The organism is Thermomonospora echinospora (assembly GCF_900108175.1).
GTDB classification, from domain to species: Bacteria; Actinomycetota; Actinomycetes; order Streptosporangiales; family Streptosporangiaceae; genus Thermomonospora; species Thermomonospora echinospora.
The window spans coordinates 94472-111623 of record NZ_FNVO01000014.1; the positions used below are offsets into that span (position 1 = coordinate 94472).

At 71.3% G+C, this 17152-nt stretch carries 13 protein-coding genes and 2 pseudogenes; 7 read left to right on the top strand and 8 right to left on the bottom strand.

The window, feature by feature from the left end; all coding sequences use genetic code 11:
- Positions 1-66: 66 nt before the first annotated feature.
- The 7 genes from C4U03_RS26990 to C4U03_RS27025 form a co-directional block, all read right to left on the bottom strand.
- Complete coding sequence (locus C4U03_RS26990; RefSeq protein WP_103941426.1) at positions 67-885, bottom strand: tyrosine-protein phosphatase; 819 nt, start codon at positions 883-885, stop codon at positions 67-69.
- Positions 886-1046: 161 nt separating this feature from the next.
- The gene (locus C4U03_RS27000; protein WP_103941430.1) at positions 1047-3107 is read right to left on the bottom strand and encodes a catalase; all 2061 of its coding nucleotides are present in this window, start codon (positions 3105-3107) and stop codon (positions 1047-1049) included.
- Between the two features lie 156 nt (positions 3108-3263).
- Complete coding sequence (pdxR, locus tag C4U03_RS27005; protein ID WP_103941432.1) at positions 3264-4688, bottom strand: MocR-like pyridoxine biosynthesis transcription factor PdxR; 1425 nt, start codon at positions 4686-4688, stop codon at positions 3264-3266.
- Between the two features lie 261 nt (positions 4689-4949).
- A complete protein-coding gene (locus C4U03_RS27010) occupies positions 4950-5996 on the bottom strand; it encodes a Gfo/Idh/MocA family oxidoreductase (protein ID WP_103941434.1) in 1047 nt (348 codons plus the stop codon).
- Positions 5997-6003: 7 nt separating this feature from the next.
- Positions 6004-6999, bottom strand: a complete 996-nt coding sequence (locus C4U03_RS27015) for a helix-turn-helix transcriptional regulator (protein ID WP_103941436.1) — start codon at positions 6997-6999, stop codon at positions 6004-6006.
- 24 nt (positions 7000-7023) lie between these two features.
- Positions 7024-8277 (bottom strand): isochorismate synthase, encoded by a 1254-nt coding sequence (locus tag C4U03_RS27020; RefSeq protein WP_103941568.1) that lies wholly within the window; start codon positions 8275-8277, stop codon positions 7024-7026.
- Positions 8278-8343: 66 nt separating this feature from the next.
- Positions 8344-9009, bottom strand: coding sequence for a spermine/spermidine synthase domain-containing protein (locus C4U03_RS27025; RefSeq protein ID WP_146087544.1), 666 nt, complete (start codon positions 9007-9009; stop codon positions 8344-8346).
- A gap of 373 nt (positions 9010-9382) precedes the next feature.
- Here C4U03_RS27025 and C4U03_RS27030 point away from each other — a divergent pair, with 373 nt between their 5' ends.
- From C4U03_RS27030 to C4U03_RS42075, 6 genes and pseudogenes are all read left to right on the top strand, one after another.
- Positions 9383-10936, top strand: coding sequence for a glycoside hydrolase family 10 protein (locus C4U03_RS27030; protein WP_235018174.1), 1554 nt, complete (start codon positions 9383-9385; stop codon positions 10934-10936).
- Positions 10937-10990: 54 nt separating this feature from the next.
- Positions 10991-11179 (top strand): DUF3040 domain-containing protein, encoded by a 189-nt coding sequence (locus C4U03_RS27035; RefSeq protein WP_103941442.1) that lies wholly within the window; start codon positions 10991-10993, stop codon positions 11177-11179.
- A 672-nt stretch (positions 11180-11851) separates the two neighbouring features.
- Positions 11852-12463, top strand: coding sequence for an ATP-binding protein (locus C4U03_RS27040; protein ID WP_103941444.1), 612 nt, complete (start codon positions 11852-11854; stop codon positions 12461-12463).
- A gap of 205 nt (positions 12464-12668) precedes the next feature.
- Positions 12669-13325 (top strand): DedA family protein, encoded by a 657-nt coding sequence (locus C4U03_RS27045; protein ID WP_103941446.1) that lies wholly within the window; start codon positions 12669-12671, stop codon positions 13323-13325.
- 130 nt (positions 13326-13455) lie between these two features.
- A pseudogene (locus tag C4U03_RS43035) lies at positions 13456-14051 on the top strand (DUF4158 domain-containing protein).
- A gap of 623 nt (positions 14052-14674) precedes the next feature.
- A pseudogene (locus C4U03_RS42075) lies at positions 14675-15037 on the top strand (Tn3 family transposase); the annotation flags it as partial.
- Positions 15038-15274: 237 nt separating this feature from the next.
- Here the strand turns inward: C4U03_RS42075 and C4U03_RS27070 are convergent.
- Positions 15275-15970, bottom strand: coding sequence for a TetR/AcrR family transcriptional regulator (locus tag C4U03_RS27070; RefSeq protein ID WP_103941450.1), 696 nt, complete (start codon positions 15968-15970; stop codon positions 15275-15277).
- Between the two features lie 199 nt (positions 15971-16169).
- Here C4U03_RS27070 and C4U03_RS27075 point away from each other — a divergent pair, with 199 nt between their 5' ends.
- Positions 16170-17099, top strand: coding sequence for an SDR family oxidoreductase (locus tag C4U03_RS27075; RefSeq protein ID WP_103941451.1), 930 nt, complete (start codon positions 16170-16172; stop codon positions 17097-17099).
- The last annotated feature ends 53 nt before the right edge of the window (positions 17100-17152 follow it).

Consider the following 17152-nt stretch of genomic DNA (forward strand, 5'->3'; position numbering starts at 1 on the left):
GACCGCAACGAGACGGCGAACGTCTAAGGTGTACTGCGCGGGCCTGGCGGCCGTCCCGAAGACGGTTCAGTCGAGGAGGCGGGACCGCAGCGCTGCGGTGTCGTCCTCGGTCCACCCGTGGTCGGCGAGCCAGCCGAGGGTGCCGCCGAACCGCTCGTCCAGGGTGGTCAGGAACTTCTCCATGATGGCCGGCTCGGGGCGGTGGCTGTCGGCGGGGCGGGAGTCCAGGTCGGCGGCGTAGGTCTCGCTGGCCCGCAGCCGGTCGAGGATGGCCTCCAGCCGCAGGCCGGTCTCGGCGTAGTCGGCGACGATGTGCTCACGGTGCACCCCGGCCACGTCCAGGGCCAGCGCGCAGACCACGCCGGTGCGGTCCTTGCCGGCGGCGCAGTGCACCAGGGCCGCTCCGCGGGTGCGGGCCATGACCCGCAGCGCGGCGACCACCGAGTCGGCGCGGTCCTGGAGGTAGCCCAGGTAGTGGCCGACCGACCGGTCGTGCTCGGGCCCGCGGTCGGTGCGGGACTGCCAGGGCAGCACCTTGTCGATGTCCAGGTCGGGGTCCGCACCATCGGGGGTGTCGGCGGCGACGTCGGTGTTCCGGCCGCCCTCGGCGAACAGCGACAGGTGGTGGATGGTCACCGCCAGCACCCGGGTCAGCGGCCCGGGCCCCTCCAGTCGCACCTCGGCGTCGCTGCGCAGGTCGATGACGTCGCTCAGGGCGAAGTCGCCGAGGAGCGTCCGCAGATCGCCGTGCGTCAGTCCCTGCAGGTTGTCGGAGCGGAGGACCCTGCCGAACCGGGTGGCCCGCCCATCCGTCGTGATCAGTCCGCCCAGGTCGCGGACGTTGACCGCACCGTCCAGTTCGATCCACCGTATGCGCGCGCTCATCACCGTGCACCCTATATGCCGGGTATGTTCTGGATGTCTGGCGGGGTGGCCAGATCGCGCTCACCGGCGGCTACGGGCGGCCTCGAAAGCAGGGCCCCGCACGGCCGGGGGCCCGCACCCGGCCCGTGCGGGGCCCCGGCCGGCGACGGCTCCTGCGGCGCTCAGGCGGAGAAGCCGGCCACCTCCCGGTCGTAGTGGCGGTGGACGGCGACTGCGTCGGCGAACCGCTGGGTGAACCCTTCGTCGTCCGGCCCGACCACGCCCTGGCGGTCGGGCAGGGCGGCCGCCTCCAGCAGGGCCCGGCCGGCGCCCAGCGCGCCGATGGCCTTGCCGTGCTTGAACGCCTCGCGGACGAAGTGGACCGCGTGGCCGTCGCCGGTCAGCTCGTCGCCGGCCGCCAGCAGCACGGCGTCGTACAGCACCGACGCGGCGGCGCCGAGCCGCCGGTCGACGTCGAGCGGGCCGACGGTGCCCTCGTGGGAGGCGAGCGTCTCGCAGACCGCGCCCCTGGCCTGCAGTTCCCGGCGGACCGCGGCCACCTGGTCGGCGTCGGTGTCGTCGGCCACCAGGATGGCGATCTTGCGGGTGGCGATCGACTCGCGTGGGGCGTTGGCCTGGCTCAGCGCCGGCGAGGCCTTGCCGTGGTCGGTCCGGACGGCCTGGGGCTCGGGCAGGCCGAGGCCCCGGGCGACCTCGGCGGCCAGGTCGCCGTCGACGTGGGCGAGGTGACCGACGACGTTCTCCTTGATGTAGCGCCGTTCCACATGCCCGAGCTCGAACAGGAACGCCTCGGTGATGTGCCGCTTCTCCCAGTCGGACATGCTGTTCCAGAACAGGGCGGCCTGGCTGTAGTGGTCCTCGAAGCTGGGGCTGCGCCTGCGGATCTTCTCGCCCTCGACCCGCTCGGTGTAGTGCCGGAACACCCCCTCCATCCGGCCGCTCAGCACGCCGCTCATGGGGCAGCCCTCGCTGATGGAGTTCTTGGTGTAGCTGGTGCGGCTCTGGTGGATCGCGTCCTGGTGGAAGCCGTCGCGCTGGTCGTTGTGGACCGGGGCGACCGGCCGGTTGATCGGGATCTGCATGAAGTTGGGCCCGCCGAGCCGCAGCAGCTGGGTGTCCAGGTAGGAGAAGTTGCGGCCCTGCAGCAGCGGGTCGTTGGTGAAGTCGATGCCCGGCACCACGTTGCCGGTGCAGAAGGCGATCTGCTCGGTCTCGGCGAAGAAGTTGTCGGGGTTGCGGTCGAGGGTCAGCCTGCCGATCGGGCGGACCGGCACGTCCTCCTCCGGAATGATCTTGGTGGGGTCCAGCAGGTCGAAGTCGAAGGAGTGCTCCTCGGACTCGGGGACGAGCTGGACGCCGAGCTCGTACTCGGGGTGGTCGCCGCGCTCGATCGCCTCCCACAGGTCGCGCCGGTTGAAGTCGGGGTCGTTGCCCTGGATGCGCAGCACCTCGTCCCACACCAGCGAGTGGGTGCCCAGCACGGGCTTCCAGTGGAACTTCACGAACGTGCCGCGTCCCTCGGCGTTGACGAAGCGGAAGGTGTGCACCCCGAAGCCCTGCATCATCCGGAAGCTGCGCGGCAGCGCCCGGTCCGACATCAGCCACATGACCATGTGCATGGTCTCCGGCTGGAGCTGCACGAAGTCCCAGAAGGTGTCGTGCGCGGACTGGGCCTGCGGTATCTCGTTGTGCGGCTCGGGCTTGACCGCGTGCACGAAGTCGGGGAACTTGACCGCGTCCTGGATGAAGAACACCGGGATGTTGTTGCCGACGAGGTCGTAGTTGCCCTCCCGGGTGTAGAACTTGGTGGCGAAGCCCCGCACGTCGCGTACGGTGTCGGCCGATCCCCGCGAGCCCGCCACGGTGGAGAAGCGGACGAACACCGGTGTGCGCAGCGACGGGTCGGTCAGGAAGTCCGCACAGGTGTACTCCTCCAGCGACTCGTGGACCTGGAAGAAGCCGTAGGCTCCGGAGCCGCGCGCATGCACCACTCGCTCGGGGATCCGCTCGTGGTCGAACCGCATGACCTTCTCGCGGAAGTGGAAGTCCTCCAGGAGCGTCGGCCCCCGGTCGCCCACCGCCAGTGAGTTGTCGGTGTCCTCGACCCGGACGCCCTGGTCCGTGGTGAGCCGGTCGCCCTGCTCGACTCGGTACCGGTCGAGCTGCTGCTGCTTGTCGTTTTCGTTCGTCACCGGGTCCCCCAACGGGATCAAATGCCTCATGTTCGTCCATAGGGGGAGCGAAGCGGTACGTACCCGGCTTCACCTGCTTGAACAGCCTCCGGCGTCTGCGGCGGGCGGCTGCCGTGCGGGACGCTCGAAGCCGGATCACGAGCCTAATAATGATCTACGCTGTAAAGGTGGTGGGTTTTTGGCCGCTCACGTTCGACCGGGTGCACGATGATGCCGGAGGGCGTCGATGAGCGTGTCCAGGGCGTTGCCGTAGGCGTGGTCGGGCGGGCTGCCGTAGCCGATGACGATGCCGAGCGGGTGGTCGTCCCTGCGGTGGTGGAACGACGACAGCCCATCCACGGCGACTTCGTTGGCGGCCAGATGGCCCAGCAGGCGGGGTTCCTGGGCGGGGTCGCCGGGCAGTTCGAGGACGGCGTGCAGACCGGCGGCGATGCCGGTCAGGCGCGCGTGGGGGAGGTGCCCGGCGACGGCCTCCTGCAGGCGGTCCCGCCGCCGGCGGTAGCGGGAGCGGCAGCGGCGCAGGTGCCGGTCGAGTTCGCCGGTACGGATGAGGTGGGCCAGGACGAGCTGGTCGATCACGCTGACATGGCCCTCCTCGGCCCGGATGGTGTCCCGCAGCGGCGCCACGAGGTCGGCGGGCAGGACGATCCAGGCGATCCTCAGGCCGGGCGCCATGGTCTTGCTGGCGGTGCCCGCGTAGATGACGCGGTCGGGGGCCAGCTGCTGCAGGGCCCCGACGGGCTGGCGGTCGTAGCGGAACTCGCCGTCGTAGTCGTCCTCGACGACGAAGGACTCGTGCCGCCGGGCCCAGGTGAGCAGCCGGGTGCGGCGGGCCGGGCCGAGGGTCATGCCGAGGGGGTACTGGTGGGCCGGGGTGACGGTGACGGCGGCCTCGTCGGTGAGGGCGTCGACCACCAGTCCGTCACGGTCGACGGGGGCGTATCCGACCGTGAGCCCGCACTCCTCCGCCAGCAGGGGGAACCACGGCTCGGAGGGGTCCTCGAAGGCGACCGCCGTGGCCCCTCGCCGCCGGAGCGTCCGGCTGATCAGCCGTATCGCGTGGGAGTACCCCGCGCAGACGATGACGCGGTCCGGCGTGGCCACGACGCCGCGGGACCGGCCGAGGTATTCGGCCAGCGCCTGGCGGAGTTCGAGGCATCCGGTGGGGTCGCCGTACCCGAACGCGGTGTTGGGGGCGGTCTGCAGGACGTGTCGTGTCGCGGCCAGCCATGGGCGGCGCGGGAAGGCCGACAGGTCCGGCAGCCCCGGCCGCAGGTCCGCTCCCCGTACCGGCGGCAGGGAGGCCGGTACGGGCGGGGCCGTGTCCTCGGCCTGCGGGGGAGTGGGCTGTGGGGCGACGCGGACGCCTGACCGTGGTCTGGACGTCAGATATCCCTCGGCCACGAGCTGTTCGTACGCCTGGGTGACGGTGCCGCGGGCGATGCCGAGGTCTCGGGCCAGTGCCCGGGAGGAGGGGAGCGGGGCGCCCGAGGAGAGCCGGCCGTCGCGCACGGCGTCGCGCAGCGCCTGCTCCAGCCCGGCCCGTTTTCCCCGTCCCGCGCTGAGCCTGAGGTGGAGGTCCAGTTCGGATCTGGTCCAGTGATTTGGCATGAATCTGGACTATATGCCTGAGCCAGATCGTCCCTAGGTTCCTGGGGCATGAGACACCTCGCCATGGCCGTCGGCCTCACGATCTGCCACCTGCCGCCCGTTCCCGCCCGGACGGGGGAGCCGCGGGACGGGCGGGCCTTCGCGCCGGGCGCCGCCGGTGAGCCGGTCGTGCCCGGGCGCCGCCGCCGATGGCGCCGCCGCCCGCTTCGCCTCCGGTCCGAGCGTTAATGATCTACAATGTAAAGGTGGTGGGTTTGAAGACTAAACAAGATCAACAACAGAACACTCAGCCGAGCGGAGAGCCGCTTCGATGACCCCAAGACCTTGGACGGCGTCGCTCATGGTGACGGGTGGGGGAGCCTCGCCGCGCAGGGCCTGAGCTGTGGCGATGTAGAAATCCTGGTAGGCGCCGGGTTCGGTGGGGACGGGGCGGCCGTCGCCCGGGGTGCCGAGCAGTCCGTAGGACTTCGGTGGCGTTCGTCCCCAGTCCTCATCACGGGGAGTGCGGCCGGCGCGGAGCGCGGCCTCCTGGCCGTCCATGCCGTGGGTGACGTAGGACGCGCGGCTGCCGAGGACGCGGAAGCGGGGGCCGAGGTGGGCGGCGGTGGCGCTCATCCACAGGTGGCTGCGGGTGCCGCCGGGGTGTTCGAGGGCGAGGAAGGCGTCGTCGTGGGTGAGTGCGCCGGGCCGGCGGAGGTCGAGTTCGGCGTAGACGCGGGTGGGCGGGCCGAACAGGCTCAGGGCCTGGTCGATGAGGTGGGATCCCAGGTCGTACAGGATGCTTCCGGCGTCGGCGAGGTCGGCGCTTTCCTTCCAGCCGGATTTGATGGCGGGGCGCCAGCGTTCGAAGCGGGATTCCAGCCGTTGGACGTCGCCGAGCACGCCTTGGCCGATGAGCTTGCGGACGGTGCGGAAGTCGCCGTCCCAGCGGCGGTTGTGGAAGGGGATGGCGGCCAGGCCGCGTTCGTCGGCGAGTGCGGCCAGGTCGCGGGCCTGGGCGGCGGTGACGGCGACGGGTTTGTCGATGACGACGGGCAGGCCGGCGTGCAGGGCGGCCTGGGCGAGGGGGACGTGGTGGCGGTTGGGTGCGGTGATGACGGCCAGGTCGTAGGAGGCGGCGGTGTCCCAGAGGCGTTCGGGGGTGTCGAGGATTTGGGCGGTGGGGTGGCGGGTGAGGGCGTCTTTCTGCCGTTGCGGGTTGCTGGTGACGATGGCCGACAGGGTGAGGCCGGGGACGGAGTCGATGAGGGGCGCGTGGAAGACCGCGCCTCCGGTGCCGTAGCCGATGAGCGCGACGTGGAGTGTCATGGGCTGATCATCGCCGGTCGGAGGTGGGGGGTGCCTGGTAGAGGCGGGCGAGTCCGCAGGCGGTGGCGGTCATGAGGTCGCGGAGTTCGGGTGGGGCGAGGACTTCGGCGTCGGTGCCGAGTTTGAGGAGTTCGGAGTGGGCGTGGCGGACGGATTCGGTGGGGATGGTGGCCTGGATCCAGCCGTCGGGGTCGGGTGGGCCGGCGTTGTCGTGGGCGGCGCGGGCCATGACGGGGGGTAGGAGGAACTGGGCGCGGCGTTGGCCTTCGGGGGACAGCCGGATGGTGGCGGTGCCGGGGTAGGAGTCGGCTTCGAAGCGTTCGGCCCATTGGCGCCAGTAGGCGGCGAGGTCGAAGTCGTGGGGGCGGTCGAAGCGTTCGGGGAGGGTGTGCAGGTCGAGGATGCGGGCGACGCGGTAGGTGCGGATGCGGTCGTCGGCCTGGGCGATGAGGTACCAGCGGCCTGCTTTGAGGACGAGGCCGAGGGGTTCGAGGGTGCGGGTGACTTCGCGGGGGTGTTGCCAGCGTTGGTAGCGGATGGTGATGCGGTGGCGTTCCCAGACTGCTTGGGCGGTGGCGGCGAGGTGGGGGGTGTCCTCGCGGTGGTGGAACCAGCCTTGGGGGTCGAGGTGGAAGCGTTCGCGGACGCGTTCGGCTCGGGTGCGCAGTGGGGGTGGGAGGGCGGCCAGGAGTTTGAGTTCGGCGGTGGCGAGGTCGGCGCCGAGGCCGAGTTCGGTGGCGGGGCCGGGGATGCCGGTCAGGAAGAGGGTGTCGGCTTCGTCGGTGGTGAGGCCGGTCAGGCGGGTGCGGTAGCCGTCGAGGAGCTGGTAGCCGCCGTCGGGGCCGCGGTCGGCGTAGACGGGGACGCCGGCGGCCGACAGGGATTCGACGTCGCGGTAGATGGTGCGGAGGGAGACCTCGAGTTCGTCGGCGAGTTGCCGTGCGGTCATGCGTCCGCGGGTCTGCAGCAGGAGGAGCAGGGAAAGGAGCCGGCTGGCGCGCACGTGTCCAGTGTGGGGGGTGTGGGGTCAGCCTTGGAGGGCTTCTTGCATGGGGCGGAATTTGGCCTGGGCTTCGGCGAGTTCGGTGGCGGGGTCGGAGTCGGCGACGATGCCGCAGCCGGCGAAGAGGCGGGCGCGGGTGGGGTCGGTTTTGTCGAGTTCGGCGCAGCGTAGGGCGATGCCCCATTCGCCGTCGCCGTGGGCGTCGATCCAGCCGACGGGGCCTGCGTAGCGTCCGCGGTCCATGACTTCGAGTTCGCGGATGAGGTTGAGGGCGGGTGTGGTGGGGGTGCCGCAGACGGCTGGGGTGGGGTGGAGGGCGGCGAGGACGTCGAGGACGGAGCGTTGCCGGTCGAGGGTGCCGTGGACGGGGGAGGCGAGGTGGATGACGTTGGGGAGGGTGAGGATTTCGGGTTGGTGGGGGACGTGCAGGTCGGTGCACAGGGGGGTGAGGGCGTCGCGGACCATGTCGGCGGCGTAGGCGTGTTCTTGGCGGTCTTTGGTGGAGTGGTAGAGGTGCTGGGCGCGGGTGTGGTCGTCGGTGGGGGTGGCGCCGCGGGGGGTGGTGCCGGCGAGGACGAGGGAGTCGATGTGGTCGCCGGTGCGGCGGATGAGGAGTTCGGGGGTGGCTCCGATGAGTCCGTCGACGGCGAAGGTGAAGCAGGCGGGGTAGCGGGTGGCCAGGCGGGCGAGTAGGACGCGGGTGTCGATGGGTTCGGCGGCCTGGACGGTGAGGTCGCGGGCGAGGACGGTTTTGCCGAGGTGGCCGTGGCGGATGCGGTCGACGGCGGTGGCGACGGCTTGTTGCCAGGCGGGTGCGGTGAGGGTGCCGTCGCTCCAGCGTAGGTGGGTGGGTGGGGTGGGGGGGTGGGCGAGGGTGAGGGGGTCGCCGGTGTGGGGGTGGGTGCCGATGGTGGTGAGCCAGGCTTGTCCGTTGCGGCGGCCGAGGATGTGGCGGGGGATGATGAGGACGGAGTCGCTGGATTCGGGGTCGAAGGTGAAGCTGCCGAAGGCGACGGGGCCGGTGCCGGGTTGGTCGACGGGGTCGTCGATGGTGGCGTCGGCGAACAGGTGGCGCAGGCATTGGTCGGCGTGGGTGAAGCGGTCTTGGCCGCCGGGGATGGTGATGCGGGCGGTTTCGCCCCAGCCGACGATTCCTTCGCCGTGGTGGACCCAGGCCAGGGCGGTGGGGTGGGGGAGCCTGGCGGGCAGGTCGCCGGGGTCGGCGATGGGTTCGGTGCGGACGTTGAGGGGGCCTGGGGCTTCGACCGCGAGCTTCACGCGGTCCACTCTACGGCAGAGTTGAACCCGTTCAAAAGGTGGTCGGTGTGGGGTGGGCCACGCGGTTCAGGGGTGGGGGCGGCGGGCCAGGTAGATGAGGTCGGGTTCGCCGTGGGGGACGGGGACGGGGTGGGTGGTGACGTGGGTGAAGCGGGTGCGCAGGCGTTGTTCGAAGGCAGGGGAGGCGGCGGCGCTCCAGACGGCGAGGGTGCCGTGGGGGGTTAGGCGGGTGGTGAGGAGGGCGAGTCCGGCGGGTTCGTAGAGTTCGGCGTTGCCTTCGGTGACGGTCCAGTCGGGGCCGTTGTCGATGTCGAGGCAGATGGCGTCGTAGGTGTGGGTGGTGGTGCGCAGCCAGGTGAGTAGGTCGGCGCGGTGGAGGTGGACGCGGGGGTCGTCGAGGGCGCCGGCGGAGTGGGGGCGTAGGTGGGTGTCGTGCCAGGCGATGACGGCGGGTTCGCGTTCGATGACGGTGATGGTGCCGGCGGCGGGGTGGGTGGTGGCCTCGGCGAGGGAGAAGCCGACGCCGAGGCCGCCGATGAGCAGGTGGGCGGGTGCGATGTGGTGGTCGAGGGCGGTGCTGACGAGGAGGCGTTCGGAGGTGCCGTCGCGGGTGTCCATGAGGAAGACGCCGTTGCTGATGATCTCGTAGTGGGGGCCGTTGCGGCGGAGGGCGAGTTCTCCGGCGATGCCTGGTGCGCGGTCGACGGTGACCGGGGTGTGGGCCTCGTGCATTGGGGTCAGGGTAGCGGAGCGGTGTGGGTGGGGTGCGGGGCTTGGTTGGTCGGGTCTGCCGGCGGCCGTCGGGTCGGTGGCGGAGTGTGGTTCTTGTGGGATGCCGTGTCGGATGTCGTGTCGGATGTTGTGCGGAGTGCGCTGAGGGTGCGGGCGTGGGTGGGGTTTACGGCGGAAGCGCTTCTACCTGCGCTTTTGGTGGGTTTGAAGGGTGGGGGCTGTTGTTGTGATGTGGTGATTTTTCTCTCTGTCGGGCTTCATGGTGGGCGGGGTCGCGGGGCGTTGTGTCGGTGGATCGGCGGTCCGTCGGTAAGAATCGGGGGCTATGGCATGGCTAACGGGGAACAAAGGGCGCATAAAGGTCATATCGGCCATGGTGGCGTCGGGCCTGCTGACGGGGTGCACGTCGGACGCGGGGGGTACGGACGGCGGCCGCGGCGCGCATGCGCAGGCACCGGTCGCCGTCGGCGGCGCCGAATGCACGACCGTCAAGGCTCCCGGCGACTCGCGGGGGCGGCAGTTGCGCGGGATGTGGATCGCAACGGTGTCGGACCTGGACTGGCCGGGCAGCCCCGCGGACTCGGTGGAGCGCAAGAAGGCCGACTACCGCAGGCTGTTGGACGGGGCCCGGCAGGTGGGCCTGAACGCGGTCTTCGTACAGGTGCGCCCGGCCGCCGATGCCTTCTACGACTCCCCCTACGAGCCGTGGTCGCAGTGGATCGCCGGCAAGCAGGGCAGGGATCCCGGGTTCGATGTGCTGGACTTCTTCGTCAAGGAGGCGCACGCCCGCAATCTGGAGTTCCACGCCTGGTTCAACCCGTACCGGGTCAGTCTCCGCGCCGACCGGGGCAAGCTGCACCCGGATAATCCGGCCCGCCGGAATCCCTCGTGGGTGCGCGAGTACGACGGCAAGCTGTGGTACGACCCGGGGCTCCCGCAGGTGCAGGAGTTGGCCACCAAGGTCGTGCTGGACGTGGTGAACAAGTACGACATCGACGCCGTTCACTTCGACGACTACTTCTACCCCTATCCATCGGGCGGGGACTTTCCCGATAAGGCCACCCATGCCAAGTACGGCCGTGGCAAGAGCAAGGCCGCCTGGCGCCGCGCCAATGTGGACGCGCTGGTCAGGGGGCTGCACAAGAAGGTCCATGAGGCCAAGCCGCACGTGCGGTTCGGGATCAGCCCGTTCGGGGTGTGGCGCAACCGCACCAGCGATCCCGGCGGCTCGGCGACCAAGGCGCTGCAGAGCTACGACGATGTGTACGCCGACACCCGCAAGTGGGTGAAGGAAGGCTGGGTCGACTACATCACCCCGCAGCTGTACTGGAACATCGGCAATTCCGCCGCCGACTACCGGACGCTGGTGGAGTGGTGGGCCCGGCAGGTCCGGGGCACCGGTGTGGAGCTGACGATCGGCCAGGCGTCCTACCGGGTGGGCGAGGCCGGGTTCGGCGCGTCCGAGCTGTCGAAGCACCTGACGCTCAACGCCAGGCATCCGGAGGTGCGCGGGGATGTGTACTTCAGCGCCACGGACCTGGTCGGTAACAGGGGCGGCGCCACCGCCCGGCTGCGCAAGGACCACTACAAGGCCGCGGCGATCCCGCCTCCGGCCGGCGGCGGCAAGGCGCCGGCCCCGGCCGGGGCTGTCAAGGCCACCGCCACCGGCAAGGGCGTGCAGGTCGGCTGGCGCCCGTCTCCGTCCCAGCGGGCCACCTCGTACGCGGTGTACCGGGTGGAGGGCAAGGGCCGGGCCTGTGCCCCGGTCGATCCCAGGCGGCTGCTGACGACCGTGCGGGGCACCGGGATCGTGGACCCGACCGCCAGGCCGGGCAGGACCTACACCTACTACGTCACCGCGCTGGACCGCCTCCACCACGAGAGCGCCCCGGCGCGTGGTGCGACGGTGACCGTCGGGGACGGCTAACGATCTTGATGTCGGGGGAGGAAGAAGTCACCCGCCCCACCCCCGGAGGTTTGCATGGCGCTGTCGATGGAGGAGCAGCGGATCCTCGCCGAGATCGAGACGCACCTGGTGCAGGACGACCCGAAGCTGGCCGACCGGTTGTCGGGACTGAGCCGGGCGCGGTGGCGCCGCCGGATGCGGCTGGCCACCGCGATGGTCACCGCCCTGGCGGTCGTCGCGATGGTGGCGATGGCGGTGACGTAGGCGCAGGAGGTGCCGTGCGGTCCGCCGGGTCCGGTGACGGTCCCGGCGGCACGGTGACGGCAGGGTGACGGCAAGGACGGGTCCCGAAGACGGCGAAGCCCCGGCGAGATCTCTCTCGCCGGGGCTTTCGCCTGAGCCGGTGTGGTGGTCGCCTCACGGCGAAAGGCACAACGTGGCTCCTGCCCGTTCCTTGCGGACCGGCGGTATTCCACGAAGGCGGTAGTTGCGGCCCGGGGGACACATGCCACACCGGCATCACTTACCTTAACGGCATCCCGGCAGTGCCTATTCCGCGCCCGGCCCGGCACCTCTCCTCGGCGGGAGGTGATCATCTCGCCGTCGGCGCTCGGACGGCGGACCGTCCCGGCGGCCGGGGGCGGCCCCCGGCCATCGCCCGGGGTATGGCCTGGAGGTGAGGCTGCCGTAGACGCGGGGTGTGCCCGGCCCTTCTCGGGCGCACCGCGGCCGGGCGTGCCGCGTCCCTGTTGGCGACCGACAACACCATGGCCGGGCGCCGGAAGCAGGCAGGCGGGATCGACCTTCCGTTCACGGAACGTCGATCTTTCCTCTTCGCCAGTTCTGGTCGCCGGCCCCCATCGCCGGGCCCGCACCGGGAACAAGCCGGTGTGGAGCCGTCGACCTGCGGCGCCAAGCGAGGGTGAGGAGTACGGATTGGGAATCAAGCGGCTCGGGGCCGACGGGCGGGCCCCGCACGGCGAATGGGCCGGCGGGCAGGCCACCGAGCAGGCTATGGGGCAGGCCGCGGGGCACCACGGGGCGGTGGGCGCGCCGGGCGGGCACGTGCTGGCGTGGGAACTGGCCGGCGACACCACCGCGGCGGCCCGCGCCAGGGCCCTCACCCGCCGGACGCTGATCCTGTGGCGGGTGGAGGATCCCGCCGACGTCGACGACGTGGTGCTGATGGTGGACGAGCTGGTCACCAACGCGATCGTGCACGGTACCGGGCCGGTGCGGCTGCGGCTGCGGCTGGAGGGGCGTGAGCTGCTGGCCGAGGTCGGTGACGACAGCCCGCTGGTGCCACGGCCCCGCCGGGCCGACCCGGCGGCGGTGGACTGGTCGGAGACCGGCCGGGGGCTGCTGCTGGTGACCGCGCTGGCCGGTGACCACGGCACCCGGCAGTCCGGGCACGGCAAGGTCGTGTGGTTCAGCAGGCTGCTGCGGCGGGCCGGCTGCCAGGACGTGCCCGCCGGGGCGCGGGACGGGCGGCAGGGCCGGCAGCACGGGGCGGGCGGCCAGCCCGGGGATCTGCGCGCACACCGGTGACGCCTCGGTGACGGCCGTCCGGTGTGGGCGTCCACCGGGCTCGGCGGACCCCGTGGCCGGTGGTCATCGGGGCGGCCGCCCGCAGCAGGGGTGGCAACGTGCGGTCCAGATGCCGGTCGGCGGGTAGGGGGAGGGAGCGGCGCGCTGTCAGGCCCCGCCGGGCATCGCCGCCGTGTCGGCCGAGCCGGGGGGAGGCGCGACCGGGATGCCGTCTTCGATCACCGGCTGGCTCGGCGGACTGTCCGGCCCGGTCGTCTACGGGGTGGTCGCCGCCCTAGTGTTCTGTGAGGACGCCCTGTTCTTCGGGTTCGTGGTGCCCGGTGAGACCGCCGTGGTCGTCGGCGGGGCGCTGGCCGGTCACGGGGAGGTCTCCGTCTGGTGGCTGGCGGCGGTCGTGGTGCTGGCCGCCGTCACCGGAGACTCCGTCGGCTACGAGATCGGCCGCCGGTTCGGGCCCGTGCTCCTCACCGTCCGCCCGTTGCGGTCCCATCTGGACCGCGTCGAGGCCGCCCGCAACTTCTACCGCCGCCGGGGAGCCATGGCGGTGTTCCTGGGCCGGTTCGTGGCCTTCCTGCGCGCGATGGTGCCGGCCCTGGCCGGTATCTCGGGCATGCGTTACCGCACCTTCCTGGTCTTCAACGCCCTCGGCGGCCTGATCTGGGGGGTGGGGTTCACCCTGCTCGGCTACTTCGTCGGCGCCGCCTACGGGCGGATCGAGCATCTGGTGGGCCGGGCCGCCGCCGGGCTGACCGCCACCGTCGCCATCATCGCCTTCCTGCTGTGGCGCCTGCGGCACCACCGCTCGACCAAGAACGCAGGCAAGAAGGCCCGCGAGGAGGATCGGACCGGATTTTGGCGGTAGCCCGGATGGGTTGACGACGGTTCGATGACGGCGGGGCTGGCGTGGTCGGTGGACCTCTACGTTCCTGGGCATGCCAGTTGATTTTTTATCGGATGAGTAGGTCGCGCGGTATCGGCGGTTCCGTGGTGAGGTGACGGTCGGCGAGCTGGAGCAGTTTTTCCGCCTTGACGCCAAGGCGCGGGCGGTGGTGGAGGGCAAGCGGCGCCCGGCGACCAAGCTGGGGTGGGCGGTGCAGTGGGGCACGGTCCGGATGTTGGGGACGTTTCTGGCGGACACTCCGCTGAAGGTGCCGGCGGAGGTGGTCGAGTTCGCCGCCGAGCAGGTGGGGGTGGATTCGGCGTGCGCGCCGGACTACCTGGCCCGGCCCAAGACCGCTCATGAGCATTCCTGGAGATCCGTGACCTGCTAGGGCTGGCGGAGTTCTCCGACCGGGAGCAGGACGTGCGGGCGTTCATCGCGGCGCGGGTGTGGGCTTCGGTCGAGGGGCCGCGCGCGCTGTTCGACCGGGCCGTGGTGTACATGCTGGAGGCCGGGATCTTGCTGCCTGCCGGGGTCACGACGCTGACCAGGCTGGTCAGCGAGGTGCGTCGGGCCGAGAACGCTCGGCTGTACGGGCGTTGGCCGAGCGGACGCCGACCGAGACCGCTGTGGCGCTGCGGGGCCTGCTGCGGGTGCCGGAGGATCGGCGGGTGCCGGAGCTGGAGCGGCTGCGGACGTCGCCGGTGAAGGCCTCGGGCCGGGTGCTGGTGCGGGAGCTGGACCGGGTCGCCGAGATCGGCGGGCTGGGCGCTGGGCGGGTGGAGACCGAGCCGGTGCCGGCGGTGACGCTGGCGTCGCTGGCCCAGTACGGGATAGCGTCCAAGGCCCCGATGCTGCGGGACCTGGAGGAGCGGCGGCAAACGGCGACGCTGCTGGCCACGGTCCGGCATCTTCAGACCGCGTCGATCGACGACACCCTGGACCTGCTGGACCTGCTGGCGCGGGCCGAACGGGCGGGCAAGGCCGCGTTCACGTTGTGCGCGGTGATGCACCTGCACACAGCGCTGCGCCGCCGGGACGTGTTCGCCGCTGGCGCGGACCGGTGGAGCGACCCGCGTGCCCGGCTGCTGGAAGGCGCGGGTTGGGAGGCGGCGCGGCCTGGGGTGCTGGCGGCGCTGGAGCTGGGGGAGGAACCGGCCGGGCATCTGGCCGAGCTCGCCTCGGCGTTGGAGGGCGCCTATACCCGGGTACTGGACGGGCTCGGGGGTAACACCTCGGTGCAGTTCGTCGGCGGCCGGCTGCAGGTCGAAAAGCTGGGGCCGCTGGCCGAGCCGCCGCTGATGGGCGAGTTCCGCGCGCTGATCGACGGGATGCTGCCGCGGGTGAACTTCCCCGAACTGCTGCTGGAGGTGTTCGACCGCACCAGGCTGGCGGCCGACTTCACTCACATCTCCGGTGCGGACACAGCCATGGAGGACTTCGCGGTGAGCCTGTGCGGGCTGCTGGTGGCCGAGGTGTGCAACGTCGGTCTGATCCCGGTCGAGAAGCCGAACGTGCCCGCGCTGACCCGCGCCCGCCTGCAGCAGGTCGACCAGGGCTACCTGTGCGCCGAGACGATCTCAGCGGCCAACGCCCAACTGATCGCGGCGCAGGCCGGGATCGACATCGTGAACTGCTGGGGCGGCGGGCAGATCGCCTCGGCGGACGGGCTGCGGTTCGTGGTCCCGGTTGCCAACCTGCACATAGGAGCGGAGCATGTGGCCGGCCAGGCGTTTCCAGGTGTCGGGGGCGGCGTCGGGCGGCGTGGATCTCGACGGCGTCGTTCAGGAGGTGTAGAGCTGGGTGGCCTCGGTGGAGGCGTGGCCGAGGTGGAGGCGGATCGCTTCGATGGAGACGCCGGCGTTGATGAGTCGGGGCCGCCTGCCGTGGTGGTGTGCAGGGGCCGGGGATCTTACTGGCCGGTATTAACGCTAAGGACCGATCGGCTGATCGCGAGGCTCGGCGCGGCTGAGCGTGCCGGCGATGAGGGTGGCGACGGTCTCTTGGAGGGCGGGGGCGAAGTCCATGCTGAGGGCGGCGAGGGCGGGGTCTTTCGCGTAGGCCTCGAGCATGGCGGGTGAGGGGCGTGAGTGGGTCCAGATGGCGCCGGTGGCCATGAGGATCTGGGCGCACGCCTGCTGTGTGGTGTCGCCGAGTTCGGGCAGGTGGTGGCGGGTGAGGGCGGTCAGCGCGGTGAGGTTGACGGCGGCGGCCCTCTTGTAGCGGGCGGCGACATCGGGTGAGACGTTGTGTTCCAGGACGCCGGCTTGGGCGCTGAACAGGTCGCACAGGACTTTCCGGTCGGCCAGGGAGACCGCGTACACCTGCGCGTACACCTCTGCGCGCCGTGCGACGGGGGCGGCGGGGTCGATGGCGGCGTCCAGGAGGGCGGGCAGGGCGGAGTTCCACTCGCTCCAGGCCCGGTCCAGCAGTTCCAGCAGGATGGCCTCGCGGGATTCGAAGTAGCGCAGGACGTTGGACTTGGCCATGCCCGCCTGCCGGCTGAGCTCGTTCAAGCCGATCTTGGCGGCCGGCATCTGGGCGAGCATCCCGGCGGTGGTGTCCAGGATCGTTCTTCGCCGTTCCTCCTGTTGCTCGGGGCTGCGGGCCCGCTGGAAACCTGTCATGTCCCCAGTTTAGCGACCGACGGTCCTTTGACAAGAGACCGGTGGTCGCCTAACTTGGGGAGCGTGCAAGCGACCGCCGGTCGCTAACGATGTGAAGTGCGGTACCGCGGCCGCCTCGCCTGGTCAGTACCCGCCTGCGGTGAACACCATCTCACCCACGGCATCCGACCGAACCCCGCCCTCCGAAGGAGCAGCGAACATGTACCAGGTCCCCGACCAGACCGGGCGCCTCGCCATCGTCACCGGCGCCAACAGCGGCACCGGCAAAGAAGCGGCCGCACGCCTCGCCGCGGCCGGCGCCCACGTCGTCTTGGCGGTGCGGACGCCCGCCAAGGGCGAGCAGGCCCGCACCGACATCCTCGCCCAGCACCCCAAAGCACGACTGGAGGTCCGCCGCGTCGACCTCGCCGACCTCGCCTCGGTGCGGACGTTCACCGATAGCCTCCTCGCCGACGGCACCCCGGTCGACGTCCTGGTCAATAACGCCGGAGTGATGGCCCCGCCGACCCGGATGACGACCGCCGACGGCTTCGAGCTCCAGTTCGGCAGCAACTTCCTCGGCCCGTTCGCGCTGACCGTCCAGTTGCTCCCACTGCTGCTCGCCGCGCAGGCGCCCCGGGTGGCGACCATGACCAGCGGAACCGCGAGCTACGGCCGAATTCACTGGGACGACCTGCAGTCCGAACGCCGGTACTCGGCCCACCGCGCCTATGCCCAGTCCAAACTCGCCGACCTCATGATGACCCGCCAGCTCGCCGCCCTCGCCCACCAGCACCGCTGGAACCTGCGCAGCACCGCCGCCCACCCCGGCTACACCCGCACCAACCTGCAGAGCGCCGGACCGAGCCTCGGCCGTGACCGGCCCAAGCGCTCGTTCCTCAACAGCCTGACCTTCCTGCCCAGCCAGAGCCCCGACACCGGCGCCGAACCCCTCCTGTACGCCGCCACCGACCCCGGCGCCGCCAACGGCGGCTACTACGGGCCCAGCGGCCGGTTCAACCTGGTCGGGCCCACCGGCCCCGCCCGGCTACCCCGCCGCGCCCGGGACGCCGACGCCACCGCCCGGCTCTGGACCCTCGCCCAGGACCTCACCGAGACCCACCTCGCCCAAGACCTGCATCAGCCCTGAACAGCAGACCGACCCGCGGGGAGGCGACCAGGTCGTCCGGCGCTATTCGGGAG